Raw genomic sequence first — 25,522 nt, 5'->3', positions numbered from 1 at the left:
GACACATCACCGCTCGTCAGAGCACACGTCGCCACAGCAGCCGCGGCGCGGCCCGTACCAGGGCGGCCGCCGCCAGACCGAGGGCGCCGCCGACGGCCACGTCGGAGGGGTAGTGCGCACCGCTGTGCACCCGCTCCGCGGCCACGGACACCGCCGACACCGCACAGGCGGCGCCGGCGGCCGGCCACACCGGCGTGACGGCACCGGCGAAAGCGAAGGCGGCAGCCGTGTGCCCGGAGGGAAAGGAGGAGCTGTCCGGGCGATCCTGAAGATCTTCCGCCGGCACCCACTCCCGTGGCGGGCGCTGCCGGCTGTAAAGCTTCTTGACGACCGCGTTGGACAGCACCTGGGCCACCACCATGGACGTCACCCCAGCAGCCGCGGCCGTGCGGCCACGCCACCCGCCCAGGGCGGCCATCGTCCCGGCCGTCACCCACCACACCTTGGTGTGCTCGGCCGCCTCCTCCACCGCGGGCGCGACCCGCCGCACCCAGGGCGGCCCACACGCGATCGACCGCCTGGCCAGTCGACGATCCCCGGCGCGCAGATCTGCCATCACTCTCATGACCGGCGACTTCCCGTCCCGGGCCGTCCCACACCGGTCCCGTGATCGAGTCGACGCCTGCGTCGGCCAAGGCGCGAGAGCGGACCCGGCGACGGTGGTCTCGCCGTTCAGGACTCAAGGCGGCGGCGGTCCTCATCGTCCCACTTGCGGGTGTCGCGCGGCTGGACGTACGGTTCCTCACCGGCCGGATGACCGCCCGCCACCGCGCGCTGGCGGCGCATCTCGGCGTCGAACTCCAGGCCCAGCAGGATCGCCAGGTTCGTGATCCACAGCCACACCAGGAAGACGATCACGCCGGCGAACGTGCCGTAGGTCTTGTTGTAGGAGGCGAAGTTCGCCACGTACAGCGCGAACCCAGCCGACGCGATCATCCAGATCACCAGCGCCAGGACTGCCCAGCGTGATCCAGCGGAAGCCACGGACCTTCGCGTTCGGCGTCGCCCAGTACAGAATCGCGATCATGATGGTGACCAGAACCACCAGCACCGGCCACTTGGCGATCGACCACACCGACAAGAACGTATCCCCGATGCCCAGCGCGGTGCCGACCTGACGGGGCAGCCCGCCGGTGAACACCACGATCAGCGCACTGACAACCGCCAGGATCATCAGCACCAAGGTCACACCGACCCGGACTGGCAGCACCTTCCACACCGGTCGGCCCTCGGGGACGTCGTAGACCGCGTTCGCGCTCCTGATGAACGCCGCGACATAGCCGGAAGCCGACCAGATCGCGAGGGCCAGACCGACGATCGCCATGATCGAGCCGATCCCGGCATTGCCCTGCATCTGCTTCACCGCGTTGCTCAGAACGTCCCGCGCCGCACCCGGGGCGAGCTTCTGGGTGTTGTCCAGAACCTGCTTCGTCGCCGACTGGCCGACGATCCCCAGCAGCGAGATCAGCGCCAGCAGGGCCGGGAACAGCGCCAGGATCCCGTAGTACGTCAGCGCCGCAGCCCGGTCGGCCAGCTCATCCTTCTCGAACTCCTTCAGAGTGCCTTTCAGCACCGCCCCCCAAGAGCCCTTGGGTGTGCGGCCGGAGGGGCGTCGGCATCCCGAGGTCGTGCTCACGCTGGGGCGGACGCCCTACTTCGATCAGCAGGCGGTGGAGTCCTTCTGGGCGGCCTGGCAGGAGGAGGTCGGCACGGGCCGGCTGCGCACGGCAGGGCGTAAGCCCGGTGACGGGCAGGGCGGGTACAGCGCCGACCGCAGTCAGCGGGACCAGGCGGTGAGCGTGGCGCTGACCGCGCTGCAGTTCGGCGGCGAGCCGGGCGGGCCCGTACTTGGTCTGGCGCCGCAGCGCCTCCACCAGATCGGCGATGTCCTCGCTCGTGCGGTTGGGGCTGGCGATGGGTGGGGAGGAGCGATCCGTCAGGACGTCCTCGCCGTGGGCGAGCCAGCGGGCGTACCACTTGGCCAGGCAGCGGCGGGAGATTCCTGCTTCCGCAGCGACGTGTGCGATCGGATGTCCGTCATCGACCCGCAGGCACAAGCGCAGACGTCCTTCAGGGTTCAGCGGTGCGTTCCGATGTCCTCTGCTGGTGCCGCTCCTGGCCTCGGCGGCCGCGTTCACCGGGAGCCCCTGAGATCTCGGGGCTCCCGCGTGAGCGGCTGTGCGTGGCGTCAGCGTGCGAACTTTTCGATGGCCTCCGGGGTGACGGGGGTGAAGAAGTTGACGAGGTTGCCGTCTGGGTCGCGGAACAACAGCGACCGATTGCCCCAGGGCATCGTGGTGGGCTCGTTGACGAAGTCGGTGACGAAGCCGGTCAGGTTCTGGTGAACGCGGTCCACGTCGTCGACGAGGAACTCGGTGATCACGCTGTGGTTGTCCGCCGGGCGGGCAGAGCCCGGGGCGAACAGCGGGACGGTGCGGGTGCCGGCGATCGCGAGGGTTGCGCCCGCGGTCCTGAGTTCGGCGAAGTCCTCGGTGGCCCGTATCGCCTGCATCCCTGTAGCTCGCTCGTAGAACTCGACGAGGCGTGCGACGTCGCTGGTGATGATGCGGATCGAGACGAAGTCCATGGGAATCTCCTTGGCTGTGCTGGAGGCGTGCAGTCGCAGGCTAGGAGAAATAGTGGACAGAATCGGTCCTGTATCGCGTTAGGCTGCGAACATGTCACGACCCACCGGCCGCGTGCTGAGACTCCTGGAGCTGCTGCAGTCGGGCGGCACCCGGACTGTGGCCGAGCTCGCCGACCGTCTCGGCGTCGAAGGGCGCACTGTGCGGCGGTATGTGGACCAGCTGATCGACCTGGACGTGCCCGTGGAGTCGGTGCGCGGCCGCTACGGCGGGTACCGGCTGGCTCCCGGGTACCGCTTGCCTCCGCTCATGCTCAGCGACGACGAGGCGCTGGCCGTGCTGCTCGGCCTGGCCGCCGGCCGCCGGGCAGAGCTGACGACGACGGAGCGCACGGCAAACGAGACGGCGTCAGCGAAGATCCGGCGGGTGCTGCCCAAGCACACCGCCCGCCGGCTCGACACACTCCTGGAAGCTCTCGCCTTCACGGATCAGCCCGGCGAGTTGGACCACCCGGACGCCGGGCTCCTGCTCACCATCGCCGATGCGGTGCGCCACCGCCGACCGGTCTCGATCCGCTACACCGACCGCGACGGACGACGCAGCGAACGCACACTGCACGCGTACGGGATCGTCGCCCATGCGGGCCGGTGGTACGTGACGGGAAAGGACGCCCAGGTCGGCGAGGACCGAACCTTCCGGCTCGATCGCATCGCAGCCGCCAGGGCCCTGCCCGGCTCATTCGAAGCGCCCGTGGGTCCCGGTCCGGCACAGCGCGTGTTGTCAGGATTCGCCACGGCCGAGTACAGGCATCAGGTCACCTTGCGGATCCACGGGACAGTTGAGCATATCCGCGCCCACCTCCCCGCCAGCGTCGCGAGCCTGGAGGAGCACGAGCCCGCGGCCGGCCAGGACCCGGCGGCCGAGCACTGGCTGCGCGTCGAGCTACGGGCGGAGCGGCTCGACTGGTTGCCTCCGGTACTCGCCTCACTCGACCGGCCGTTCGTCATCGAGCGCCCCGATGAACTCCGCGCCCTCGTCATCGCGCTCGCCGACCGTTTCACGTCCTATGCCCGCCAAGCCTGACAGCGAGGAACCAATGTCATGAGACGGCACAACTAGGCTCGGTCCGGTCGATCTTGGAACTCTACGAGAGCAGGCGCCGGCCCTGCTGACCTTCCCCTCGTAGCGTTGAGGCTGTGACTGCAGGGGAAGTTGAGAGTCATGGCGGAGAAGCGACAGTCGTACGATGCCGAGTTCCGTGAGGGTGCTGTGCGGATCGTGACTGAGACGGGGAAGACGATCGCGCAGGTAGCGGCCGATCTCGGGATCAAGGAGACCACCCTGGGCAGCTGGGTGGCGCGGGCCCGGAGGGCCGGCGGGGGCGGGACGCTGGGCGAGCTGGAACGCGAGGAGCTCGTGCGGCTGCGCCGGGAGAGCGTGGAGAACCGCAAGCGGATCAAGGAAGTTGAGATGGAGCGTGATGTCTTCAAGCGTGACATGGCTCTCTGGGTGAAGTGACCGAGAACGAACCGGAGGCGCTGGTCGCCTTCATCGGTCGCCAGAGAGCCGAGCACAACGTGCCCCATCGGATGTCCTGTCGCCTGCTCGGGGTGAGCGAGGCGTGGTTCTACAAATGGCGGCGACGTTCCGCGGAGCCGACGGAACGTGAGGTCAGGCGCGTGAAGCTGGAGGAAAGGATCAGGTACTTCTTCCGCGCGTCGGGCGAGACGTACGGGTCGCCGAGGATCACGCTGGATTTGTGGGAGGAGGGCTGGCAGGTGTCAGTGAACACCGTCGCCGAGATCATGGCCGAGCTCGGCCTACAGGGGCGCAAGCCCCCGCGTCGGCGGAAGTCACTGACCCGGCAGGGCAAGCGGAAAGCCGCCCCTGACCTGGTGCGTCGTCGGTTCGACGCTGTCGCTCCGGATCTGCTGTGGTACGGCGACATGACCGAGATCGAGACCGGCGAGGGCAAGATCTACTTGGCGACGGTCATCGACGCGTTCTCGCGGCGCTGTCTCGGCTACGCGATGGGCGAGCATCACGACGCGGCCCTGGTCGGGGCGTCGTTGAAGATGGCGGCCGTGACACGTGGCGGCAGCCTGGATGGGACGATCTTCCACAGCGACCGCGGCGCGGAGTACACGTCCGAGGCGTACAACAAGCTCTGTGACCGCCTGGGCGTGGTGCAGTCCATGGGACGGGTGGGGTCCGCGCTGGACAATGCCGCCGCGGAGAGTTTCAACTCGCTGATCAAGGTCGAGTACATCCACCGCCGACAATTCGCGACCCGGACCGAGGCCCGCCTGAAGATCGCCACATGGATCACTGGGTTCTACAACCCGCGACGAAGGCACAGCGCGGCCGGCGGCCTACCGCCCGAGGAGTTCGAAAGAATCATCGCCGAAGCGCGCGAGCGACACGGCCAGACAGATCAGACCGCATAACCAAAGTCTCTACGGAACCAGGGGATTGACAGATCTGCTGTGGCTGCCGCGGAAGGTGCCGGTGCGGCAGGCGTGAGGCCACGGCCGCGCGGGCCTGCCGCACAATCTCCGGGCCCGAGGCTCGAAAAAAATCCTCCGCGCGGCGGTGCAACGAAATCCGATCCTCATGGACTCCTTCAACCATCTAGGAGGTGCCCATGTTGGATCGGAAAGAGGCTCGGGACGCGGAGTTCCAGAGCTTCGTCGTCGGCCGCTGGCCACGGTTGCTGCGCACGGCTTTCCTGCTCACGGGGGAGCAGCATGCCGCGGAGGACCTGGTCCAGTCGACGCTCGAACGGGCCTATGTGGCCTGGCGCAGGGTCGGCGCGGCCGACGACCCCGACGCGTACGTACGGCGCGTGATGATCAACGCGCACGCCCGCAGGCACCGCAGACGCCTCAAGGAGTTCCTGGCGCCGAAGGACTACTCGGGCCTCACCCACGAGCTGCCCGACGTCGACGACCGCATCGCGCGGGCGGACGACCGCGGCGCGCTGCTGACGGCGCTCGCCGCACTGCCCGTGCGCCAGCGGGAGGCGGTGGTCCTGCGGTACTGGGAGGACCTGAGCGAGGCGCAGGCGGCGGAGGCCATGGAATGCAGCGTCGGCACGGTGAAGAGCAACACGGCGAGGGGGATCGCGAAGCTCCGCGCCCTGCCGGGACTGGCCGAGGCACTCACGAACGGAGGGCGGAAGTGATGAGCGCGGACAGGGAGACGAACCACGACATGACGTACGACGAGGCGCACACGGACATCACCCTCCTGCTGGCGGACGCGGCGGACGAGGTGGAGGTCGGCGCGGCCCCCTATCAGGCGGTGGTACGGGGAGGGAGGCGCCGCAAGACGCGCCGCTGGGCGGTGGCCGCCGCGGCCACGGCAGTGATCGCGGGGTCCACGGGGACGACGCTGGCGCTGGCGGGAGGCACGGGCGGCGGGCACGGGGCGGGGCAGGTGGCCGCGCGGCCCTCGGCGGGGACGGCGAAGCAGAGTCCCGAACGGCGGGTGACGACTCTGGCCAGGGGCACGGACCACGGCAGGAAGTGGAAGGTCGACGCCGCCGTCTGGACCGCGCCGAAGACCACGGCGAAGGCACGCGCCCAGCTCGCCGAGATGGCCCAGTACGGGGAGAAGCCGGTCGATGTGGAGAAGGCCTCGGACCTGGTGGGCGAGAGCTGGCACTTCGTGCACCAGACCGTGGAGGGCAAGCCGTCGACGGTGATCCTGAGAGCATTCAAGAAGGACAACGTGGTCGCGGGCAAGGACCTCGAGGCGTACCCGAGGCCGTTGGACACCGACCGGGTCGGCGCCCCGCAGCGCCTGGTGATCGGCCAGGTCGCCCGGACCGTCCAGGAAGTCACCTGCACCTGGGACGACGGCACGAAGACCCGGGTGGAACGGGCCCCTGCGGGGGCCGGCGACTTCAAGAACCTGATCCGCGAGGTGGACGGCTCCCCGAAGGACTGGTTCGTGTGCCTGGGCCCGGACGGAGTGAACTACAAGAAGGCGGAGGCCACGGGGTGAGGTGAGCGATGCGGGTAGGGCGGCGGCAGGGGTCACAACCCCCGCCGCGGCAGCAGGGTCACAACCACCCCTGCTGCCGCGCCTCCCGCATCGCCTCCATCCGGTTGCGGGTGCCTGGTGGAGCTTGGCCGCGACGATCTTCCACAGCGACCGGTTGAACTCGCCGAGTACACGTCCGAGGCGTACAACGAGCTCTGTGACCGCCTGGGCGTGGTGCAGTCCATGGGACGGGTGGGGTCCGCGCTGGACAATGCCGCCGCGGAGAGTTTCAACTCGCTGATCAAGGTCGAGTACATCCACCGCCGACAATTCGCGACCCGGACCGAGGCCCGCCTGAAGATCGCCACATGGATCACTGGGTTCTACAACCCGCGACGAAGGCACAGCGCGGCCGGCGGCCTACCGCCCGAGGAGTTCGAAAGAATCATCGCCGAAGCGCGCGAGCGACACGGTCAGACAGATCAGACCGCATAACCAAAGTCTCTACGGAACCAGGGGATTGACACCCGAGTACTCGCCGAGATCGGAGACGACCGTGACCGGTTCGCGCACGCACGAGCGTTGAAGGCATACGCCGGGTCGGCCCCCATCACCCGCGCGTCAGGGAAAAAAACGCTACGTCGGGCGCCGATTCGTCAAGAACAACCGCCTCACTCACGCCGGCTACCTGTGGGCCTTCGCCGCCATCACCGTCTCGCCAGGCGCCAACGCCCATTACCGGCACGGCCGCGAACGGGGCGACTGGCATGCCGCCGCGCAACGCAACCTGTTCAACCGCATGCTGGGGATGCTCTATCACTGCCTGCAAAACCGCGTTCCCTACAACGAACAACGCGCCTTCGCACCACTCCTCGAACCCGTCGCGGCTTGACTCCTAGCGCCGTGAGATGTCTTCTTCGCGTCCACGCTGATCACCGGCTGGCCAGCGCCCATGTGCTCCCTGGCCCGCTCGTTGATGTAGCGGAACTGGGCGTCACGGTCCGGGTGCTGCTTGCCCTCGAGCGTCTTGGCTCCGGCCTGCAGGCTGAAGCCCGCCTCACGCAACAGGTCCCCGACCGTGTCCGCGCTCACCCTGTGCCCCTGACGAGTGAGCTCGGCCGCAAGGTTCCTGGTCGACTTCACCGTCCAGCGCGGCGGCGACATCGGATCGCCCCGCTCGTCAGGTTCCACCAGAGCCAGCAGCGCGGGCCGCAGAGCCGGATCAAGGTCCACGGCCTTCTTCCGACCACCACCGGGCCTGCGTACCCGACCCGAAGGTCCCTCGCCGGCCTCCAACGCATCCACGCCCTTGCGGACCGTCGTCTCGCTGACGTGGGCCGCCCACGCGACCGCCCGAATATCGCCGTGCCCCAGGATTCGGGCCTCGGCCCCTATCATCGGCCGTCGCTGCCGCTCGTCCAGATGTGGGAACAACACCCCGAACTTCACAGCAAGTTGACCACGAACATCATCGGAAATACCCATAGCAGACCAACGAGCCGGATCACGCGAAGCAACACGTTGATTCTCTGCGAGCCCTTAAGCTTGTTGATCAGTTGCTCGACCGTGTTCCTCTCCTTGAGAGGTCGGGATCGTGGTGTGGCACTCGCCGCGCACATGCAGCCGGTCGATCGATGCGTAGGTCGGATCAGTTGTGGGTGGTGGCCGGTGGGCCGGCGATGGCGGTGAGCCGGAGCTTGGTCTCGTCCTCGCTGCCGGGCACGGCGGTCATGATGACGATTTTGAGCTCGGAGTCCCCGTCGGCCAGGACGTCGCAGTCCACCGTGACCGGGCCCACTGACGGGTGGTCGATCGTCTTGTGGTCCTCGCGGTGTACGGCCACCTCTCCGGTCGCCCACAGCTCGGCGAACCTCCTGTTGCCCGCGTTCAGGTCGCGGATCAGCGCGGCCAAGCGATTGTCCTGGGGGAAGCGGCCGGTGGCGCGGCGCAGGTCGGAAACGACGGCGGCGTCGGTGGCGTCGCGGTCCGCCTCGGTCACCGGCCACCGCGCGAGGTGGGCGGGGCCGGCGTTCACCGGGAACCTGTCGCGGGCGAAGTTGCGCAGGCGCGGCGGCGAGGCGGAGGGGTCGCCCAGCAGGGCGGCCCACCCACGGTTCCACCACACCAGTTGCCAGTCCGCCGCGAACACGGCAACCGCCACGTCCCCGAGGCGTGCGAGCACCCGCTGCACGCCAGGCGGAAGATGGTCAGAGATCGCGCCGCCCACCGGCGGTACGAGCTGGGCCAGCCGGTACAGGTGGTCCCGCTCGGCGGTGGACAGCTGCAGGGCGCGCGCCAGGGACGCCACCACCGACGCGGAGGGTGTCGTGGCCCGCCCCTGTTCCAGGCGCACGACGTAGTCGACCGATACCCCGGCCAGGTCAGCCAGTTCTTCGCGCCGCAGCCCGGCCGCCCGGCGCCCGCGGGCCGCCGGCAGCCCGGCGGCCGATGGGGGCAGCCGGTCCCGCCACGTGCGGATCATCGCGCCCAGTCCGGTTCCGGGTGTCGTCGACATGATCTCCATCCTCCGGCATCCCCGATCGTGTGTGCGGGCGCGAGGGTGGTACTGGTCTTCCTACCGTCGAAGCGTCCCTGGCCCGCCTCCGTCGTCGGGGCCAGTATCGAACGCATGACGATCACCTTCATCACCGGAGCCAACAAGGGTCTCGGCCGCGAGACCGCCCGCCGCCTGATCGAGAATGGGCACACCGTGCTCGTCGGCGCTCGCAACCGCGAGCAGGGCGAGGAGGCCGCCGCCGCGCTCGGCGCACGCTACGTCCCCATCGACGTGACCGACGACGCGTCCGTGGCCGCCGCGGCCGCGAACGTCGCCGAACACGAGGGCAGGATCGACGTCCTGATCAACAACGCCGGTGTGCACGGCCCCGTCGGCGATCCCAGCGACCTCACCGCCGCTGACGCCCGCGCCGTCCTCGACGTCAACGTCATCGGCGTCGTCCGCACCACCACCGCGTTCTTGCCGCTGCTGCGCCGCTCGGACGACCCTGTGATCGTCAACGTCAGCAGCGGCATGGGCTCCCTCGCCCTCACCCATGACCCCGGCCGGCCCGAGTCGCGCGTGATCACGCCGCTGTACACCTCCTCGAAGGCGGCCCTGACGATGTTGACCACGCAGTACGCCAAGGGGCTCAAGGGCATCCGCGTCAACGCCGCCGACCCCGGCTACACCGCGACCGACCTCAACGGTCACAGCGGCCCCCAAACCGTCGCCGAGGGCACGGACGCAATCGTCGCCCTTGCCACCGAGGAGCCCGGCGCCGGCACCGGACGCTTCGTCTCCCGCCATGGCGAGATCGCCTGGTCCTGAAACCGGCCGTGCTGCCATTTAGGGTGACGAGGAACCCACGAAGTCGTTGCAGCATTCGGGGTGGCTCCAGGGCGCAGATCGCATCATGATCAATCTGCGGGAGTCGCCCTCGCGGCGGGGCCCGGACCGGTAGATGTTCTTGCGTGACACGCGTGCAACTGACGGACAAGGAGTGGGAGTTCATCGGGCCGTACCTGCCGATCGGCGCGTATGGCCCGTACCCCGAGCGGCTGCGGCAGCAGTTCGAAGGCGTGATCTGGCGGTTCAAGACCGGCGGGCAGTGGTGGGAGATGCTCCAGGAGTTCGGCGCCTGGCCGACCGTCCACAACCGCTTCCGGCAGTCGGCAACGCCTATCGGATCGAGCCCGGCAAGGTCCTGCGCCATCCGGCGGAGGCCGGCCTCACCGTGGCCTCGCTGCTCTCGCTGCTGGTGCAGGACGAGGTGGACCGCACGACGCAGAGTCGTGTCGGCGCCGAGGCAACCGGGGCTGGCCCGGCGCTGTGCGCGGAGCGGAGCGGAGAGCGTGGCACGGGACGACGGGGCGCGGGCGGTGTGCCGGCGGGCCCGGTCGCCGACACGCACTGCCGCCGCACCGGATGACGACACGACGGCGGCCGGAGGATCCGTCCGGTGTTCGGCGGATCCTCCGGCCTTCCTGGTTCAGGCTGTGTGCAGGGTGAGTCCGTAGCGGTTGAGGATCTCATTGACCGGCTGGAACCAGGTCTCCCCGCCGCCGGAGCAGTTGCCCCAGCCGCCGGAGGTGACGCCCTGTGCCTGGTCACCGCTGATGAACGAGCCGCCCGAGTCGCCGGGTTCGGCGCAGACGCTGGTCTTCGTCATCTGATGCACCGCGCCCTGGCTGTAGTTGACCGTCTCGTTCTTGGCCAGCACCGTGCCGCAGTGCCAGTGCGTGGTGGAGCCGGAGCGGCAGATCGAGGCGCCGACCGGCGCCTCGGCCGAGCCGCGCACGAGCTGGTCCGAGACCGTGCCCCAACCCAGGACGACCGGAACCGTCCACCAGCCGCTGCCCACGCTGACCCACGCGTAGTCGTTGTCCGGGAACGAGGAGCCCTGGAAGGTGCCGATGTAGGTGCGGTCCCAGCCGCTGACCCCGGCCCCCGGTTGGCCGCAGTGGCCGGCGGTGACGAATCCACCGTGGACCGAGAAGCCGATGGAGCAGCGGACGTTGCCCGTGTAGTAGGGGTCACCGCCCACGGTCCCGGCCGCGAAGGTCTGCGGCGCGCCGCGTACGGTCCGTACCGTGACCGGTCCGGCCTCACGAGCCCGTGCGATGAACCGCTGGACATCGTTGTCGGTCCGCTCGTCCTCGACCACGTTCACCACCACCGTGTTGGCGGCCGGGTCGACGGACCAGCCGCTGACGCCCGCCGGTGCCCGCAGCCGGTCGAGGTGCGCCTTGGTGGCGTCGAGCTGTCGCGCGCTGTGCTCGACGGTCCGCACCTGCGCGCCGGTGGCCCGGACGGCCCGGACCGTCGAGGACGCGGCGTCCGAGGTGACCGCCACGGTCAGCCTCCGGTTCCCGGCGTCGAACCACGAGCCGCCGAAGGAGGCTCCGGCGGCTCGACGTGCCGCGGGCGCGAGCGCGGTGGCCTTGCGCTCGGCGGCCAGTCGAGCCTCGGCCTCGGCTTTCGACAGGCCGAAGTCCCGCTGCATCGCCTGCAGTAGGCCGGGTGAGGCCGACGCGGCTTCGGTGGAGGTGGAGGAGCCGGCGGCGGTGGAGGAGTCGTTCGCCGCGGCGGGCAGGGATCCTGCCGCGGTCCAGCTGCCGAGCATGAGGAGGACGGCCAGGCCGACGTGCTGAAGTCTGGTGCGTCTCATGGGAGTTGCCTTTCGTCGTTCCAGCAAGGTGGGGGCGGAACAACGCGGTCTGAGAGCGCTCTCTTGGCGTTTGGCAGAGCCTAATCCCAGGTGACTGTCAGGTCCATACCAATGCGCAAGTCGTTCTTGGAGACGGCGACTTGGCTTGATGAGCCGACCGCGGTGGACGCCCATGTGACGCGCCGGCCCGGGGTCGGGCCGCACGGCTGATGCGATACCGGCGCGGGCCGCCTCGAGTTGGGCGGCGAAGGCCATGCCCAGGAAGAGCGCGACGGCGGTCGGATTGGCCCACAGCAGCAGGGCGATGAAGGCGGTGAGCGGGCCGTACACCGCGCCGAAGGCACCGCTCTCCTCGACATGGAGCGCGAGCAGCCAGGTGGCCGCGACTCACAGCAGGAGGTGGACGGCGGAGCCGAAGGCCAGCCAGGTGTAGCCGGGTTGGACCCGGCGGGGCGACCACCGGAAGATCACGGCGGAGGCCACCCAGGCCGACGCGAACCCCACGGGCATGTCGAGCGCGCTCCACTATCGCAGCCCGCCCCCGTCCACCCGGCGGAGTCGGCCACCGCGTCACCGACGGCGTCCCCCGCGACAAGCACCACGAACCCCAGGACCCCAGCGCCTCGTGCTGCGCGCACGCCGGGTACTCCACCGCGCTGCGCCCGGGCTTGAGCGGCGCTGGGACGGTGCTGTCCTCGGGGCTGAGCAGGTCGTGGACGCGGTCGGTCAGGACGCGGCGGGGGCAGCGGCCATTGTCGTAGATGTCGTCCGGTGCTTTGCACTTCCGGCAGCAGGAGTTGGGGATGTCGATGCCGCAGCAGGCCCGGCAGATCTCCCCGCCGTCGGCACCGCTGGCGAAACTCCAGGCACTGGCCGACCTCGGGCTGCATTGGGCGTCGTAGAGCCAGCAAGGCTGCAGCATCTCGAGACGGAGGAAAGTTGATCAAGCATGAGGCGACTTTCCAGCAGACGACCCTGGCCCCGCTCACATGGCAGGCGTCCAGTGCCCCCTTTCGTAGGCGGTAGCCAGCCGCGCCCGGCATCGCAGCCCACCCACTGCCTCACTGCCTGCGTCTTCGGCGCCCCCAATCGGGACAACGGCAACACGAGCTGAGCCCGCATGTCCGCGCACAGCGAGCCGCTCCCCCGGGCCTCGACATGGCTACCTACTCAGACGGATGGATCTCGCACTTGAGTACGCGCCCCGATGTTCGCGTGGGTCAGCCCTGATGAAGTGGCTCTCATGACGACGCAGAACACCGCGCCTCAGCACCGAGCAGACCACCCGACCTGGTGGAGGATCCCCCTCGTGGCATCCGCGCTCGGCCTGCCGGTCCTCGCCCTGGAGTACAGCGCGATCCGGGCGCAGGCGGGCATGGGCCAATACGGAGCAGTGCTCTACTGGACCCTCGCACCGTTCGCCTTGGCCTGGGCCCTGCCCCACCGCCGCTCCTTCCGAACGTTCCGCATCCTGACGGCCGGAGCGGCACTGGTGATCACGCTTCTGCCGATGACGCTCCTGCTGCTGCTGAGCGTGATGCTGGCCGACTGAGAAGCACACCACAAATTCCGTCCAGGCGATTGCGGGCGGAAGGAAGCAGCCGTGTGCGATCTCCAGCGCCTCGGCTCGGCCCGGCCGCTGATGGGCAGATAGCTTGAGAACACGGGCGGGCAGCACCAGCAGGTCCCAGGCGGCGGGCGAGGAGGCCGGTGTAGAGACGGGAGGGCCGGCCCGGGTCGGCGTCGGCACCGTGGAGGGTGCCCCGACGCCCTCGCATACGGCTCCCTCCACGTGCTGAGGGCCTTGTCCTGGGCGGCGCCGAGCGTCAGGCCTGTCAGCCGCGCGGTGATCCGCCGGGCCCGGCGGTGGTAGGCGCGCCCGGACGCTGGACCTCGTTGCCCAACACCTCGGCCGTGTCCCAGACGCGGCTCCACCCCGCCGCCTAGTCCAGGCCCCGGCGGTCGGCGCCGCGGCCGGGGCGGGGAGGGCGCTCGTCGCGATCCCCCGCAGCTGCCGTGCCTCGGGATACGCTGCTCCCCTTCGCCCTGACTGGAGGTCACCTGAGTGTTCCTCGCACGGGTACTTGCTGGTGCTCCGTTGGCCCTGGTGATTCTCGCCCTATCCGGCTGCTCTTCCCACTGGGGCTGCACCGACACGACTGCGGAGCGCGGTGAGGCCGGTGTCAGGGTGCAGGTTGAGGACACGTCTGGGCGGCCTTTCGGCGTCTCCGCCGAGGTCGTTGACTGGCGCCTTGAGCCTCACCCGCAGGTGCCCTCCGAAGGTGACCAGGTCCACTTCCACTACCGCTTCGGCGGCGCCGACGAGATGTCCGGCCCTGCAGTGGACGCCTGCGCGGTCGATAAGGAGCGCGTGGCGTTGGGCTGTCGGACGGTCTATTCGTCCCAGGCGTTCGGGCCCGACGGTGCCCTCACGGGCGACGACTGGCTCGCAGTCGAGCACCCAAAGCAGGTTGCCGGAGTGCTATTGATCCCCAATGACCAGTCCTACGACGGACGAACCTGCGAGCAGGACATCAAGGACGGTGGCGGGCCGCATCCTCCGGAACCAGCCAGCAGGGGGGAACATCTGTAAACCGTCATTCAGTTGGAGCCGGCGGTGGCATGTGAGGGTCGCGGCGATGGCGGTGAAGGCGAGGAAATGTTCCGGCTTGCGCTCGTACGGCGATGGAGGCGTCGGCAGCCGGCCAGCCAGGACACGGTCCGCTCGACGACCCAGCGGTGCCGGCCCACTCGCTGGGATGACTCAATGCCTTTGCGGGCGAGGCGGTGCGGGATGCCGCGGGCAACCAGGGCGCTCTCGAGCAGGGTGTCGGCATCGTGAGCGAGCGTGTCATCGACGTGGACGGGGACTTCGTCGAGGCCCGCGAGCTTGGCGCCTGGCCGCCCGCGGCTTCGGCGGCCAGGGGCGGGCAGCTCTCCCACCGTGAACGCTTCCTCTTCCAGGCCCGCCCACGCGGCGAGCCCGTACCCGGCGAAGTTCCCGGCTACCAGGGCTTCCTCCAGGACTACGAATGCCCCCCGCATCGCGGTGCAGAGCCAGGCGTTGGCTGGGACAGGCGCGCTCCGGGGTGCGCAGCAGGACCAGGTCCAGCCGCGCCAGCCGGCAACTGCGGGCCCTTTTGCCCATTGCGTCAGTAGTCGGTGAGATCCACGATCACATCGCAGTGTGGATCGTCGGAAGGCTGATGCAGGTGCTCGTTCGCCAGGAACGCCGGGGAAACCAGAGAGCCGAGCAGACCAGGGCCTGTATGGCTGACCAGTACGTCCACGCCGTAAGTGCGGTCTCGCTCAGGTGAACGGAAATACAGGCGCATGCGGTCGTCGCCCGTGATGACCGCGCCGATGAACAGCGGCTTCCACGACACGTGCGTGGTGACGAAGGAACGCGCGAGATCAAGGAGACGATCCGTGGCAGCCTGCTCGGTGTCTGGTTCGGGGGAATTAACATCTTTGCCCATGCCGGACACTTGTTCCCCGGTTGGTTGTGGCAGTACGCCGTGATGAGGCCGATCTTCTGACCGCGACCGGCATCATAGCGGCCGTCAGTAGTCGTGCGCGTGTACTGCACGACCACCGTGAACTTCACCTGCCGCGGCCTCGGGCCTGTCTCGATTACGACCCCGTCGTTCTCCAGGTGCCCGTGGTGGTCGTCCCGGTCCACATGGTTTCGTGGGGCCGCATCCAGGGTGGAGCACTTCTTTATGTTGTGGCGGCCGGTGAAGTGGTACCAGCCCAGTTCCGCGTTCCCGTAGCGAGTAACGATGTGCCTGCCTTGCGGATCGTCCGACTGACACTTGACCCGCTTGTGTCCCCGCTACTGATCGAAGGGGCCCGGCATGCAGCCGGGCCCTTCGTCGTGTCCCAACACAGCGCGGTGATCGAGCCGTTGTCGGGCATCTGACCGGCGCAGAGCGGTTCGTCGACGCCCGTCGGGCGGTGCCCCCTCCGCACGGCGACATGATCTGCGGTCTCCTACTGCACCAGTGACGATCAGTTCGACACGGGGAAGTACGCGCATGCGCAGGACAGCAACCCTCACCATCGGCCTGCTCACGGCCGCCGCGCTGCTGAGCGGGTGCGACGGCGAGAAGAAGGACGACGCCCCCGCCAAGGCCGGCGAGGCCTCACCGAGCGCCTCGGCGAACGGCGGCTCGGGACGCTCGTCGTCGTCGGGGAAGAAGGGCGCCCCGCATGAGGTGGTCTTCCAGGTGGGCGGCACGGGCGCGGCCCAGGTCATGTGGAACGGGAACACCAACCACTTCGAGCAGGTGACGCTGCCCTGGAGCAGGACGGAGTCCATGCGACTGGAGGGCGCCGAGCTGAAAGTCGGCGTCACCGTGTCGGTGGTGCCCGGCTCGGTCAAGGGACCGGACGGGATGCTCAAACCCGCCCCGTGCACCATCAAGGTCGACCGCACAATTCGTGCACCGCGCCCTCGACGCACCCGCCGGAGATGCTGCCGATGGCGCTGCCGTCTTCGTCCACCGCGACCGACGTACCGATGGGCAGGGGCGCGCTGCCGGTGACGTCGACGACGGTGGCCAGGGCGAAGGGGCGTGCCTCGCGGCACCAGCGGTGCAGTGTGTCCGCGATGTTCAGCATGGCAGTTCTCCATGGCAGGACCAGATCGGAAGGTGAGCGGGCCGCCGCCACGGCGCCGGGGAAAACGTCACGCGGCGGCGGCCCTCGGAAGTCCGGCAGCCGGACGGGGGGCAGGCTGCCGGACGAGTGGTGTGCGCCGCGCCGGCCCGAAGCGCACGGGTCAGAGCAACGCCTCGGCGGTGATGGGCAGTTCGCGGACGCGGCGGCCGGTGGCGTTGAAGACCGCGTTGCCGATCGCGGCCGCCACCCCCACCTGGACGACCTCGCCGAGCCCCTTGACGCCGAGCGCGTTGCCGTCGTTGTCCTCGCCGTCCAGGTAGATCGCCCTGACGTCGGGGACGTCGGCGTTGACGGGGACGAGGTAGTCGGCGAGGTTGGCGTTGACGATCCGGCCGTCGCGGTGGTCGGTGGCCGTGTGTTCCAGCAGGGCCGTGCCGATGCCGCCCACGATGCCGCCGATCGCCTGGCTGTCGGCGAGCTTGGGGCTGATGATGCGGCCGGCGTCGTACACGCCGAGCATGCGCCGGACCCGTACGAGGCCCAGGGTCGCGTCGACGGCGACCTCGGCGAAGGTGGCGTTGTAGGCGTGGTAGGAGTGCCGCTCGGGACTGGGCGGCCCGGTGTAGGAGCCGTCCGCTTCGAGGTGGGTGCGGTTGTTGCGGGCCAGTAGCGTCCGGTACGTCTCGCCGCGGGTGGGGTTGCCCTGCACGTGCAGCCGGCCGCCGCGTACGACCACGTCGTCCGCCGTCACCCCGTACAGCGGCGACTCGCGGTCCTCGACGGCCAACTCGATCGCCTGCCGCCGCACCTGGTTGCACGCGTCGTGGACGGCGGTACCGACGCTGGCCATGGTCGCCGAGCCGCCGTGCGGCGAGGTCGGCGGATAGAGGGAGTCGCCGAGCCGGAAGGTGACCGTGCGCATCGTCAGCCCGAGGGCGTCGGCGGCGACCTGGGTCTGGGAGGTGTAGGTGCCCGGCCCCATGTCACTGGTGGCCGCCTCGACCACGGCGGTGCCGTCGGCATCGAGGCGGGCCCGCGCCTGCGCGGGGTAGCGCCCGGGGTCGTAGACACCGGCGGCCATGCCCAGGCCGATCAGCCAGTCGCCCTCGCGCCTCGAACGTGGCCGGGCGGAGCGGCGCTGCCAGCCGAACTCGCGGGCGCCGACGGTGTAGCACTCGCGCAGCCGACGGGTGGAGAACGGCAGATTGCTCGACTCGTCCTCGTTCGGTTCGTTGCGCCGGCGCAGCTCGATCGGGTCGACGCCCAGCCGGTGCGCGAGTTCGTCCATGGCCGACTCGATCACGAACGACGCCGAGGCGAAGCCGGGGCCACGCATCCAGATCGGGGTGTTCACGTCCAGGGGCACCGTCCGGTACGCCTGGCTGACGTTCGGCATGCTGTAGAGCATCTGCCCCGCGCCCATGACAGCTTCGGTGAACGTCTCGTACGAGGAGGTCTCGGCATCGATGTCGTGGATCGCGGCGGTCAGCCTGCCGCGCCCATCGCTGCCGAGGCGCAGCCGGTACTCGTACGACGGCCGGAAACCGGTGCCGAAGTACATCTGCTTGCGGCTCAGGACCAGCTTGACCGGACGCTTCGTCTCCCGCGCGGCCAGGGCGGCGACGACGCTGTGCGGCCAGCAGCGCAGCCCGCTGCCGAAGCCGCCGCCGACGAACGGGTTGATGACGCGCACCGACTCCGCGGGCAGGCCGAACACGGCCGCGAGCTCGTCATGCGTGCCCATCACCCACTGCGTCTTGTCCCACACGGTCAGCTTGTCGCCGTCCCAGCGGGCGATGGTGGCGTGCGGCTCCATCGGATTGTGGTGATTGCGCGCCAGTTGGTACGTCAGATCCAGCCGTACGGGAGCGTTGCGCAGGCCCGCTTCCGCATCGCCACGCGCGTAGTTCGTCGGCTTGTCCCGCTCCCCCTCGTGCAGGTCGGTCGAGGACTGTTCGGCGTCGTATTCGAGCTTCACCAGGCTCGCGCCGTGCTGCGCGGCCTCCAGGGTGGTGGCGACCACGACGGCGACCGGCTGGCCATGGAAGAGCACCCGGTCGTCCTGGAAGACCCGCTGCCGCCGGCCCGGCGGGTTGTTCGACCCGGCATTGTCGCGGTACGGCAGCTTCGGCGCGTTGCCGTGGTGGATCACCCGCAGCACGCCCGGCTGAGCTTCGGCGGCGCCGGTGTCGATCGATGTGATGCGGCCGCGGCCGATGCTCGCGTCCACGATGACGGCGTGCACCGCCCCGTCGACATCGAACTCGGCGGCGTACCGCGCCTTGCCCGTGACCTTCAGCCGGCCGTCCACCCGGGACAGCGGCGCACCCACGGCTGCCTGCGGCTGGGGGCTCACTTGGTACCTCCTACGATGCGCAGCTGGCGTTCGACGGTCCGCTGGAGCAACTCGACCTTGAACCGGTTGTGTTGCAGGGGACGGGCGCCTTCCGCCGCCTTGGCGGCAGCGGCCGTCCACAACGAATCCGAGGGGCGCTCGCCGACGAGGTGCCGCTCGACGGCCGGCAGCTTCCACGGCACCGTGCCCACCCCTCCGGCGGCCACCCGTGCCTCGCGGATCACCCCGCCGCGCACATGCAGCGCTACGGCCGCCGAGGTCAGGGCGAACTCGTAGGACTGCCGGTCACGCACCTTCAGGTAGCCCGACTTCAGGGGACGCGGCAACGCGGGTATCTCCACCGCGGTGATCAACTCTCCCTTTCTGAGCGCCTGTTCACGGTTCGGGGTGCTGCCCGGCCGCAACAGGAAGTCTGCGAAGGGAACCTGGCGTTCCCCGTCCGGGCCCAGCAGGCGCACCTGCGCCTCAAGCGCCGCGAACGCCACGGCGACGTCGGAGGGGTGGGTGGCCACGCAGGCGTCGGAGGTGCCCAGGATGGCGTGCGTACGGTTGACGCCCTCCAGCGCCGCACAGCCAGAACCGGGCTCGCGCCTGTTGCAGTCGGCGGTCACATCACGGAAGTACGTGCACCGGGTGCGCTGCATGATGTTGCCGCCGATGGTGGCCATGTTGCGGAGCTGGGCCGACGCGCTCAGCTCCAGCGCCTCGGAGACGACCGGGAACAAGGTGCGCACCTTGCGATGGGCGGCGGCCTCGGACATGGTCACCAGCGCACCGATGCGCAGCCCGCCGCGCTCGGTGACGGTGACCTCGTCCAGCGGCAGACCGCTGATGTCGACCAACGCCTCGGGGCGCTCGACGGTCTCCCGCATCAGGTCGACCAGCGTGGTGCCCCCGGCGATGTAACGACCGCCGTGACGACCGGCGTTGAGGGCTTCCCGCGTGTCGGACACGCGCGTGTAGGTGAAGGGATGCATGACGGCCGCTCCTTACTTCCGGGCGGCGGTCTGCTCGACCGCGCGGACGATTTTCACGTAACAGCCGCAGCGGCAGATGTTGCCGCTCATCCACTCCCGGATCTCCTCCGGCGAGCCCGTGTGGCCCTCCTGGATGCAGCCGACACCGGAGACGATCTGGCCCGGGGTGCAGTACCCGCACTGGAAGGCGTCCTCGTCGATGAACGCCTGCTGCAGCGGGTGGAGTCGGTCGCCGTCGGCCAGGCCCTCGATGGTGGTGACCTCGGCGTCCTCCAGGCGAACGGCCAGCGTCAGACAGGAGTTGACCCGCCGCCCGTCGACCAGCACGGTGCAGGCGCCGCAGGCCCCGGCGTTGCAGCCCTTCTTGGATCCGGTCAGGTCGAAGTGCTCGCGCAGCAGGTCCAGCAGCGACGTGCGGTTGTCGACCGTCACGGTCCGGCGGGTGCCGTTGACCGTCAGGGACACGCGGCTGGAGGGCGGCGCCTCGGCGGCGGCCGCCTCTTCCGGGGCCGCGAGGAATGATCCTCCGATCACGCCGCCCGCGACGACCGCACCACCGACCGCCGTGCTGGTGGCGATGAAGGTGCGCCGAGTGGGCGCCGACGAGGACTCGTCGACGTCGGTGGGGGGTGGAACGGCAGACTCAGGGACTTCAGTGGACATACGTACGCCTTCGTATCGCGGACGGATCGGCCGTACTCGACAGCGGAACGGGAGACTGGATCGTCGTCACCGCGGGGGAACCGGGCAACCGCGCACCTTGGCAGCGGAGACCGCTCACTCGGGAGTGTTGCACCACCAGCAACGCTCGTGGCAGGGAGACTTTCCTCCCCCTTTACGCTCCGTCAGGAGCGAATGGCCGACGTCATCGGGGGCACTTTCGCGCGGGATAGATACGGCAGGGCGGAGCCGCGTCGCCCCGTTCGTGGACGCGTCCGGGGCCGTGACGTCCTGAGTCGGCCCGGCCTGCGTGATCGAGGGGCCGGGGCTACTGGTTGCGGGTGCGGGGGCCGTTGTACTGCTGGTCGGTGACCGGCTCGGCCCAGGTGGTCTCAGGGGTGCCGTCGCCAGTGGTCTCCCACATGGCGATGTGCTCCATGAACCGGTCGGGCGTGGCGCCGTGCCAGTGTTCCTCGTTCGGCGGGCAGGCGACGGTCTCGCCGGGGTGGGACTCGAAGACGGTGCCGTCCCGGGTGCCGATCAGGGCGATGCCGGAAACGACGTGGAGGGTCTGACCGACAGCGTGGGAGTGCCAGTTGGTGCGGGCGCCCGGTGAGAAGCGGACCAGGTTGGCGCGCATCCTGGACGGCTCCTGGCCGGCCACGATGACGTCCCACCACACATCGCCGGTGAACCAGTCCGCCGGGGCCTTGCTGCTGGGCTGCTGCTTGATGAATTCCATGGTGCCTCTCCAGAGTTGTTGGTGCGCGGATCGTCTCTAGCGGGCGACGTAGCCGCCGTCCACGGGAAGGGCGGCGCCTACGACGAAGCCCGCTCCGGGACTGCACAGCCACAGGACCGCCTGGGCGATCTCCTCAGCGGTGCCGAGCCGGTTGATGGGCTGGTTGGCTTCGGCCTCGGCCCGGTCGAGTTCTCCCTTGGCGATCATGTCGCTGACCATGGGGGTGTCGATGGTGCCGGGACAGACGGCGTTGATGCGGATGCCGCGCGGGGCGTATTCAAGGGCGGCGCTGGTGGTCAGGCCGATCACGCCGTGTTTGGAGGCGTGGTAGGAGGCGCGGCCGGGGAGGCCGACCAGGCCGCCCAGGGAGGAGCAGTTGACGATCGCGCCGCTGCCCTGTGCGCGCATGTGCCGCAGTTCGTGCTTCATGCAGGCCCACACGCCGCGGAGGTTGACGGCGTTGACGCGGTCGAACCTCTCGGCGGGTTCGTCGGCGGCGTCGCTGGGCGGGATCTGGATGCCGGCGTTGTTGTAGGCCATGTCCAGGCGGCCGAAGGTCTCCACGGTGCGGTCGACCGCGGCGGCGACCTGGTCCTCGTCGCTGACGTCGCAGGTGAGGGCGAGGGCTTGGTGGCCTGCGTCGGTGAGTTCCTTCGCGGCTGCGTTCAGGTCCGCTTCGTCGATGTCGGTGAGGGCGACCGCGGCTCCGGACTCGGCGAAGGCGCGGGCGGTCGCCAGGCCCATACCGGCGCCGGCCCCGGTGACGAGGGCGACCTGGCCGGTGAAGTCGTAGCTGGGGTTCATGTCGGGTTGTCCCTTCGAGCGTTGAGCTGTGGGAGCGCGCGTGTGGTGCCGGGCTGCTTGGCTTCCGCCTTGCTGCGGTGGCGCTGCGCCTTGCCGTGGGCCGCCGTCAGACGGTTTGGCCGCCGTCGATGACCAGGGCGTGGCCGGTGGCGAAGGAGGCGGCATCCGAGCAGAGCCAGAGCACGGCGGTGGCGATCTCGTCCGGTGGCCGAGGCGTCCGATGGGCTCGTCCGCGATCAGGGCGTCGCGTCCTCCGGGTGTGCTTTCGGCGAACCGTTGGATCATCTCGGTGTCGATGATGCCGGGGCAGATGGCGTTGACGCGGATGTTGGATGCCGCGTAGTCGAGGGCGGTCGAGCGGGTCAGGCCGATGACGCCGTGTTTGGCGGCGGGGTAGGCCGCTTGTCCCTTGAAGCCCTTGACGCCGGCGCCGGACGAGGCGTTGACGATCGCGCCGCCTCCCTGTTGGAGCATCAGGGGGATCTGGTGCTTCATGCACAGGAACATCCCGGTCAGGCTGACGCCGACGACACGGTCCCACTCGTCGTTCGCGATGTCCGCGGCCGGCTTGACCGGCTGCTCGACGCCGGCGTTGTGGAAAGCCGCGTCCAGCCGTCCGAACGCCTGGACGGTGTCGCCCAGGGCCGACTTGACGTCGTCCTCACTGGTGACGTCACAGGTGAGAGCCAGTGCCTGCCCGCCCGCTTCCTCGATGAGCCGAGCGGTCTCCCGCAGGCCGTCCACGGACAGGTCGGCGAGGGCTACGCGGGCGCCCGCGACGGCGGTGGTGCGGCCGATGCCGGATCCGGCTCCCGTCACGAAGGCCGCCTTGTCGGTGAAGGCCGCGTTGGTCACGGTCATGGGCGGAGTCCTCTCGCTTGCGGGTACGTCGTCGGGTTCGCATCCGGCAGGACGCGGATCGGTGCTTGAGTCAGTGCTGCGACGGCACCTGCACGGGTTCGTCGCGTCGCGCGTGGGTGTGAGCACTGCTCTGGGCCACGATCCGCCCCTTGTGGGAAGTGCCGGAGACGGCGAGAGCGATCAGCGGGAGGAGGGTCAGAGCGGCGATGACGGTGCCGACCAGGGGCGGACCCGTCAGGCCGAGGGAGGAGTCCAGGGCCGTACCCGCGATCAGCGAACCGGCGGCGATGCCGGTGTTGAAGGCGGAGGTGGTCAGCGCCGAGGTGAGCGTGGGTGCATCGCCCGCGAAGCGCATGGCGAGGGCCGTGACGACCGGGTTGACCGTGAAACCGGTCAGGCCCATGAGGAAGACGAGGACGGTGGCCGTCACCGGGTTGCCGGACAGCGGGATCATCAGGAGCAGGACCAGAGCGGTGGCCGCGGCGGCCGTGATGGTGGTGACCATCGGACGCCGGTCGCCCAGGCGACCTCCCGTGGTGGTGCCGCCCAACGCGCCGAAACCGAAAGCGATCAGGACGAGCGGTACGGCCCCTGCGGGGATCCCTGCGCGGTCGGTCAGCAGCGGCGTGACATAGGTGTACGTCGCCAGGACACCGCCCATGATCAGCATCGCGGCGGCGAGCGCCAGCCACAGCCGGCCCTGACGCAGCGCCCGGACCTCGGCCCGCAGGGACACCTCGGCCCGCTGCTCCTGGGCCGGGATGAAGCGGCCGATGAACAGGGCGGCAAGCCCGGAGAGGACGGCCAGGGCCCAGAAGGGTCCGCGCCATCCGGTGAACTGGCCGGCGAAGGAGCCGACGGGCACGCCGACGACGTTGGCCAGGGTCAGGCCGCCGATCATGACGCCCGTGGCGCGGGTGGCGTTGTGCGGCCCGGCGGCGGTGGTGGCGACGACGAAACCGACGGACCAGAACGCTCCGGTGGCCAGGGCCGTGACGACGCGGGCCATGAGAACGACGGTGAAGGAGGCGCTGAGGGCGGCGACCAGATGTCCGAGGCAGAACACGGACAGGGCCAGGATCAGTGTCCGTCGCTGGGGAAGGCGCAGGGTGGCCAGGGCCATGGTCGGCGCGCCGACGATCATGCCGATGGCGAAGGCGGTGATCAGCAGGCCGGCGTGGGAGACGCTGACTCCGAGGTCACCGGCCAGCTCCGGCAGCAGGCCGGCGACGACGAACTCGGTGGTCCCCATCAGAAACGTGCCGGCGGCGAGCACCCAGACGACGAAGGGAAGCTTGCCGGGGGTGGTCCCGGATGCGGAAGGCATACGTGTGCTCTCTCGTTGAGTCGAATTCGGCGGATCATGGTGGCGGCTTGGGCCGTCGCAGCGGTCTGCGGACGGCGCGGCCACGTCTTTCACGGTTCCACGGAGCGCACCGGACGAAAAGGGGAGGATCTCCTCCCCCTCTCATGCAGGGACGAAGGCGGGGCGGGTCAGGGCGCGGCTTCAATGGTGATCTCGTCGGCGGTGGCGAGCTGCTCGGCGCCGCCGTCGGCCATGTGCCCGAGGATGACCAGGCCGGTCGCGTACGGGGCGTCGCGGTAGTAGGTGGCGAGATGGTTCCAGGGCGCGTAGTAGGCGAGATCACCGACCTGAGGGTCGGCGCCTTCCGGGGCGCCGGTGGTGGACAGCTTCCGGGGCAGATCGGCGGTCTTCTCGGCCTGGTTGAAGTCGCGCACAGACAGGGTGAGAGGGAGCTGGGCGGCGAAGTCGCGGGCGGTAGGGCTGTCGTTCAGGGTGGCGTCGATGCGGTGGCCGTTGATGGTGAGCCGGATGTTCATGGCGGTAGTCCTGGCGGACGGTGAGGTGGTGGCCTGGGCTGTCGAAGCCTGCGGCAACGGGGGCTTCGATGAGGAGGATGGGGAGTCGTGGGTGCAGGCGGTCACAGCCAGCAGCAGGGCGGCGGCCGGGACCACGCGGGCGAGGGTGCGCAGGGGTGCCGGGTTCACGAGTTCGTCCAGGGGATCAGTCGGGCAGGGGCTCGGCGTAGTGGCGGAAGCCGTCCCGCAGCTGGTGGATGTCGAGCAGGCGCTGGGCCAGCACGTCGGGGCTGCTGTGCTCGGCGTCGAGCCGGATGGCTCGCGGGACGATCAACTGCGCGGTGTGGATGTTCTCCGCGGCGAGCGCATCGTGCAGCATGCGGGCGTAGGCGCTCTCGGCGGCAAACGCGATCGAGGTTCCGGCGACCTTCGGGTTGGGACGTACGGCGCTGGAGCCGTTGACGAACAGCACGGTGCCGCGGCCGAGTTCGCGCATGCCGGGCAGGACGGCGTTCACCGCGGTGACCGGGCCCTTGACGGAGAAGGCCAGGGGCGCGTCGAGGTCGTCGGCGCTCGTGTCGAGGACCGGCTTCATGAAGTCGGCGCGGGGCACCGGGCTGTACTGGAGAATCTCGACGGTGCCCAGGTCGGCCGCGGCTGCGTACAGGGCCGAGGTCAAGGACTCGATGTCGAGGACATCGGCCGTGTAGCCGCGCGCCTGGACGTCGTCACGGGCGAGGGTGGCCGTCAGGCCGTCCAGCTTCTCCGCGTCGCGGGCGATGAGGGCGACGGTGTGGCCGGCGGCGCCGAAGCGGCGGGCGGTGGCAAGGCCGAGACCGGGTCCGGCACCGATGAGGGCGAAGGTCGTCATGGTCAGTCCTTGTGCGAGCGGGGTGGTTGCCGGTCCTGGGGCCGCACCGCGTCGGTGCGGCCCCAGG

Annotated in this window: 24 protein-coding genes and 9 pseudogenes; 12 read left to right on the top strand and 21 right to left on the bottom strand. The window is 69.7% G+C overall.

All coding sequences use genetic code 11. The annotated features are described in order from the left end of the window. Positions 1 to 16 precede the first annotated feature (16 nt). From ACIPFH_RS35195 to ACIPFH_RS35180, 4 genes and pseudogenes are all read right to left on the bottom strand, one after another. On the bottom strand, positions 17 to 565 hold the full coding sequence (locus ACIPFH_RS35195; RefSeq protein ID WP_401833073.1) for a phosphatase PAP2 family protein: 549 nt from the start codon (positions 563 to 565) through the stop codon (positions 17 to 19). A gap of 107 nt (positions 566 to 672) precedes the next feature. Beyond that, positions 673 to 1,636, bottom strand: a pseudogene (locus ACIPFH_RS35190) (YihY/virulence factor BrkB family protein). Further along, positions 1,536 to 2,138: a helix-turn-helix domain-containing protein gene (locus tag ACIPFH_RS35185; RefSeq protein WP_401833071.1), complete on the bottom strand. Its 603-nt coding sequence runs from the start codon at positions 2,136 to 2,138 to the stop codon at positions 1,536 to 1,538. Before ACIPFH_RS35185 ends, ACIPFH_RS35190 begins: the two are co-directional and overlap by 101 nt. Positions 2,139 to 2,188: 50 nt before the next feature. After that, positions 2,189 to 2,587, bottom strand: a complete 399-nt coding sequence (locus ACIPFH_RS35180; RefSeq protein ID WP_401833069.1) for a VOC family protein — start codon at positions 2,585 to 2,587, stop codon at positions 2,189 to 2,191. A gap of 91 nt (positions 2,588 to 2,678) precedes the next feature. On the opposite strand from ACIPFH_RS35180, the gene ACIPFH_RS35175 reads away from it, so the two are divergent. From ACIPFH_RS35175 to ACIPFH_RS35145, 7 genes and pseudogenes are all read left to right on the top strand, one after another. After that, a complete protein-coding gene (locus ACIPFH_RS35175) occupies positions 2,679 to 3,668 on the top strand; it encodes a helix-turn-helix transcriptional regulator (RefSeq protein WP_401833068.1) in 990 nt (329 codons plus the stop codon). 138 nt (positions 3,669 to 3,806) lie between these two features. Continuing rightward, a complete protein-coding gene (locus tag ACIPFH_RS35170; protein ID WP_401833065.1) occupies positions 3,807 to 4,103 on the top strand; it encodes a transposase in 297 nt (98 codons plus the stop codon). After that, the gene (locus ACIPFH_RS35165) at positions 4,100 to 5,032 is read left to right on the top strand and encodes an IS3 family transposase (protein ID WP_401833063.1); all 933 of its coding nucleotides are present in this window, start codon (positions 4,100 to 4,102) and stop codon (positions 5,030 to 5,032) included. The genes ACIPFH_RS35170 and ACIPFH_RS35165 overlap by 4 nt, the downstream gene beginning before the upstream one ends. Before the next feature lie 197 nt (positions 5,033 to 5,229). Next, positions 5,230 to 5,769: a SigE family RNA polymerase sigma factor gene (locus tag ACIPFH_RS35160; RefSeq protein WP_401833061.1), complete on the top strand. Its 540-nt coding sequence runs from the start codon at positions 5,230 to 5,232 to the stop codon at positions 5,767 to 5,769. Then, on the top strand, positions 5,769 to 6,593 hold the full coding sequence (locus tag ACIPFH_RS35155; RefSeq protein WP_401833058.1) for a hypothetical protein: 825 nt from the start codon (positions 5,769 to 5,771) through the stop codon (positions 6,591 to 6,593). Before ACIPFH_RS35160 ends, ACIPFH_RS35155 begins: the two co-directional genes overlap by 1 nt. Positions 6,594 to 6,710: 117 nt before the next feature. Next, a complete protein-coding gene (locus tag ACIPFH_RS35150) occupies positions 6,711 to 7,067 on the top strand; it encodes an integrase core domain-containing protein (protein ID WP_401833057.1) in 357 nt (118 codons plus the stop codon). A gap of 24 nt (positions 7,068 to 7,091) precedes the next feature. Next, a pseudogene (locus tag ACIPFH_RS35145) lies at positions 7,092 to 7,464 on the top strand (transposase); the annotation flags it as partial. A gap of 20 nt (positions 7,465 to 7,484) precedes the next feature. Here ACIPFH_RS35145 and ACIPFH_RS35140 read toward each other — a convergent pair. Next, positions 7,485 to 8,057 (bottom strand): annotated as a pseudogene (locus ACIPFH_RS35140) (ISAzo13 family transposase); the annotation flags it as partial. 163 nt (positions 8,058 to 8,220) lie between these two features. After that, the gene (locus ACIPFH_RS35135) at positions 8,221 to 9,096 is read right to left on the bottom strand and encodes a helix-turn-helix transcriptional regulator (protein WP_401833054.1); all 876 of its coding nucleotides are present in this window, start codon (positions 9,094 to 9,096) and stop codon (positions 8,221 to 8,223) included. A gap of 105 nt (positions 9,097 to 9,201) precedes the next feature. On the opposite strand from ACIPFH_RS35135, the gene ACIPFH_RS35130 reads away from it, so the two are divergent. The 3 genes and pseudogenes from ACIPFH_RS35130 to ACIPFH_RS35120 form a co-directional block, all read left to right on the top strand. Beyond that, positions 9,202 to 9,900: an SDR family NAD(P)-dependent oxidoreductase gene (locus ACIPFH_RS35130; protein WP_401833052.1), complete on the top strand. Its 699-nt coding sequence runs from the start codon at positions 9,202 to 9,204 to the stop codon at positions 9,898 to 9,900. 143 nt (positions 9,901 to 10,043) lie between these two features. Continuing rightward, positions 10,044 to 10,238 (top strand): annotated as a pseudogene (locus tag ACIPFH_RS35125) (transposase); the annotation flags it as partial. A gap of 8 nt (positions 10,239 to 10,246) precedes the next feature. Then, positions 10,247 to 10,352, top strand: a pseudogene (locus ACIPFH_RS35120) (ArsR family transcriptional regulator); the annotation flags it as partial. Between the two features lie 209 nt (positions 10,353 to 10,561). Here ACIPFH_RS35120 and ACIPFH_RS35115 read toward each other — a convergent pair. Both ACIPFH_RS35115 and ACIPFH_RS35110 read right to left on the bottom strand, forming a co-directional pair. Then, entirely contained in the window at positions 10,562 to 11,740 is a 1,179-nt protein-coding gene (locus tag ACIPFH_RS35115; RefSeq protein WP_401833340.1) for a S1 family peptidase, read from the bottom strand. 183 nt (positions 11,741 to 11,923) lie between these two features. Continuing rightward, positions 11,924 to 12,354 (bottom strand): annotated as a pseudogene (locus tag ACIPFH_RS35110) (YhjD/YihY/BrkB family envelope integrity protein); the annotation flags it as partial. 695 nt (positions 12,355 to 13,049) lie between these two features. On the opposite strand from ACIPFH_RS35110, the gene ACIPFH_RS35105 reads away from it, so the two are divergent. Further along, a complete protein-coding gene (locus ACIPFH_RS35105; protein WP_401833049.1) occupies positions 13,050 to 13,292 on the top strand; it encodes a hypothetical protein in 243 nt (80 codons plus the stop codon). Positions 13,293 to 13,805: 513 nt separating this feature from the next. Next, positions 13,806 to 14,333, top strand: coding sequence for a hypothetical protein (locus ACIPFH_RS35100; RefSeq protein ID WP_401833047.1), 528 nt, complete (start codon positions 13,806 to 13,808; stop codon positions 14,331 to 14,333). Between the two features lie 15 nt (positions 14,334 to 14,348). Here the strand turns inward: ACIPFH_RS35100 and ACIPFH_RS35095 are convergent. The 13 genes and pseudogenes from ACIPFH_RS35095 to ACIPFH_RS35035 all read right to left on the bottom strand — a co-directional run. Then, a pseudogene (locus tag ACIPFH_RS35095) lies at positions 14,349 to 14,551 on the bottom strand (transposase); the annotation flags it as partial. A gap of 341 nt (positions 14,552 to 14,892) precedes the next feature. Then, positions 14,893 to 15,228: a hypothetical protein gene (locus tag ACIPFH_RS35090; protein WP_401833044.1), complete on the bottom strand. Its 336-nt coding sequence runs from the start codon at positions 15,226 to 15,228 to the stop codon at positions 14,893 to 14,895. A 347-nt stretch (positions 15,229 to 15,575) separates the two neighbouring features. Then, positions 15,576 to 16,124 (bottom strand): hypothetical protein, encoded by a 549-nt coding sequence (locus tag ACIPFH_RS35085; RefSeq protein ID WP_401833043.1) that lies wholly within the window; start codon positions 16,122 to 16,124, stop codon positions 15,576 to 15,578. 50 nt (positions 16,125 to 16,174) lie between these two features. Then, a pseudogene (locus tag ACIPFH_RS35080) lies at positions 16,175 to 16,363 on the bottom strand (XdhC family protein); the annotation flags it as partial. Between the two features lie 160 nt (positions 16,364 to 16,523). Then, positions 16,524 to 18,719, bottom strand: coding sequence for a xanthine dehydrogenase family protein molybdopterin-binding subunit (locus tag ACIPFH_RS35075; protein ID WP_401833040.1), 2,196 nt, complete (start codon positions 18,717 to 18,719; stop codon positions 16,524 to 16,526). After that, complete coding sequence (locus ACIPFH_RS35070) at positions 18,716 to 19,696, bottom strand: FAD binding domain-containing protein (RefSeq protein WP_401833039.1); 981 nt, start codon at positions 19,694 to 19,696, stop codon at positions 18,716 to 18,718. Before ACIPFH_RS35070 ends, ACIPFH_RS35075 begins: the two co-directional genes overlap by 4 nt. Before the next feature lie 12 nt (positions 19,697 to 19,708). Continuing rightward, a complete protein-coding gene (locus ACIPFH_RS35065; protein ID WP_401833036.1) occupies positions 19,709 to 20,359 on the bottom strand; it encodes a (2Fe-2S)-binding protein in 651 nt (216 codons plus the stop codon). A 325-nt stretch (positions 20,360 to 20,684) separates the two neighbouring features. Next, the gene (locus tag ACIPFH_RS35060) at positions 20,685 to 21,098 is read right to left on the bottom strand and encodes a cupin domain-containing protein (RefSeq protein WP_401833033.1); all 414 of its coding nucleotides are present in this window, start codon (positions 21,096 to 21,098) and stop codon (positions 20,685 to 20,687) included. Positions 21,099 to 21,134: 36 nt separating this feature from the next. Further along, positions 21,135 to 21,902: an SDR family NAD(P)-dependent oxidoreductase gene (locus tag ACIPFH_RS35055; RefSeq protein WP_401833031.1), complete on the bottom strand. Its 768-nt coding sequence runs from the start codon at positions 21,900 to 21,902 to the stop codon at positions 21,135 to 21,137. A 106-nt stretch (positions 21,903 to 22,008) separates the two neighbouring features. Beyond that, positions 22,009 to 22,763, bottom strand: a pseudogene (locus tag ACIPFH_RS35050) (glucose 1-dehydrogenase). Positions 22,764 to 22,833: 70 nt separating this feature from the next. After that, entirely contained in the window at positions 22,834 to 24,090 is a 1,257-nt protein-coding gene (locus tag ACIPFH_RS35045) for an MFS transporter (protein WP_401833030.1), read from the bottom strand. Positions 24,091 to 24,257: 167 nt separating this feature from the next. Beyond that, complete coding sequence (locus ACIPFH_RS35040) at positions 24,258 to 24,773, bottom strand: cyclophilin-like fold protein (protein WP_401833027.1); 516 nt, start codon at positions 24,771 to 24,773, stop codon at positions 24,258 to 24,260. Between the two features lie 16 nt (positions 24,774 to 24,789). Then, on the bottom strand, positions 24,790 to 25,455 hold the full coding sequence (locus ACIPFH_RS35035) for an SDR family oxidoreductase (protein ID WP_401833024.1): 666 nt from the start codon (positions 25,453 to 25,455) through the stop codon (positions 24,790 to 24,792). Positions 25,456 to 25,522: the final 67 nt, after the last annotated feature.

Origin of the sequence: Streptomyces sp. NPDC088157, from assembly GCF_044741545.1 — a bacterium.
GTDB lineage: Bacteria > Actinomycetota > Actinomycetes > Streptomycetales > Streptomycetaceae > Streptomyces.
Note: the sequence above shows the minus strand (reverse complement) of the source record. Positions and strands in the feature narration are given on the sequence as shown.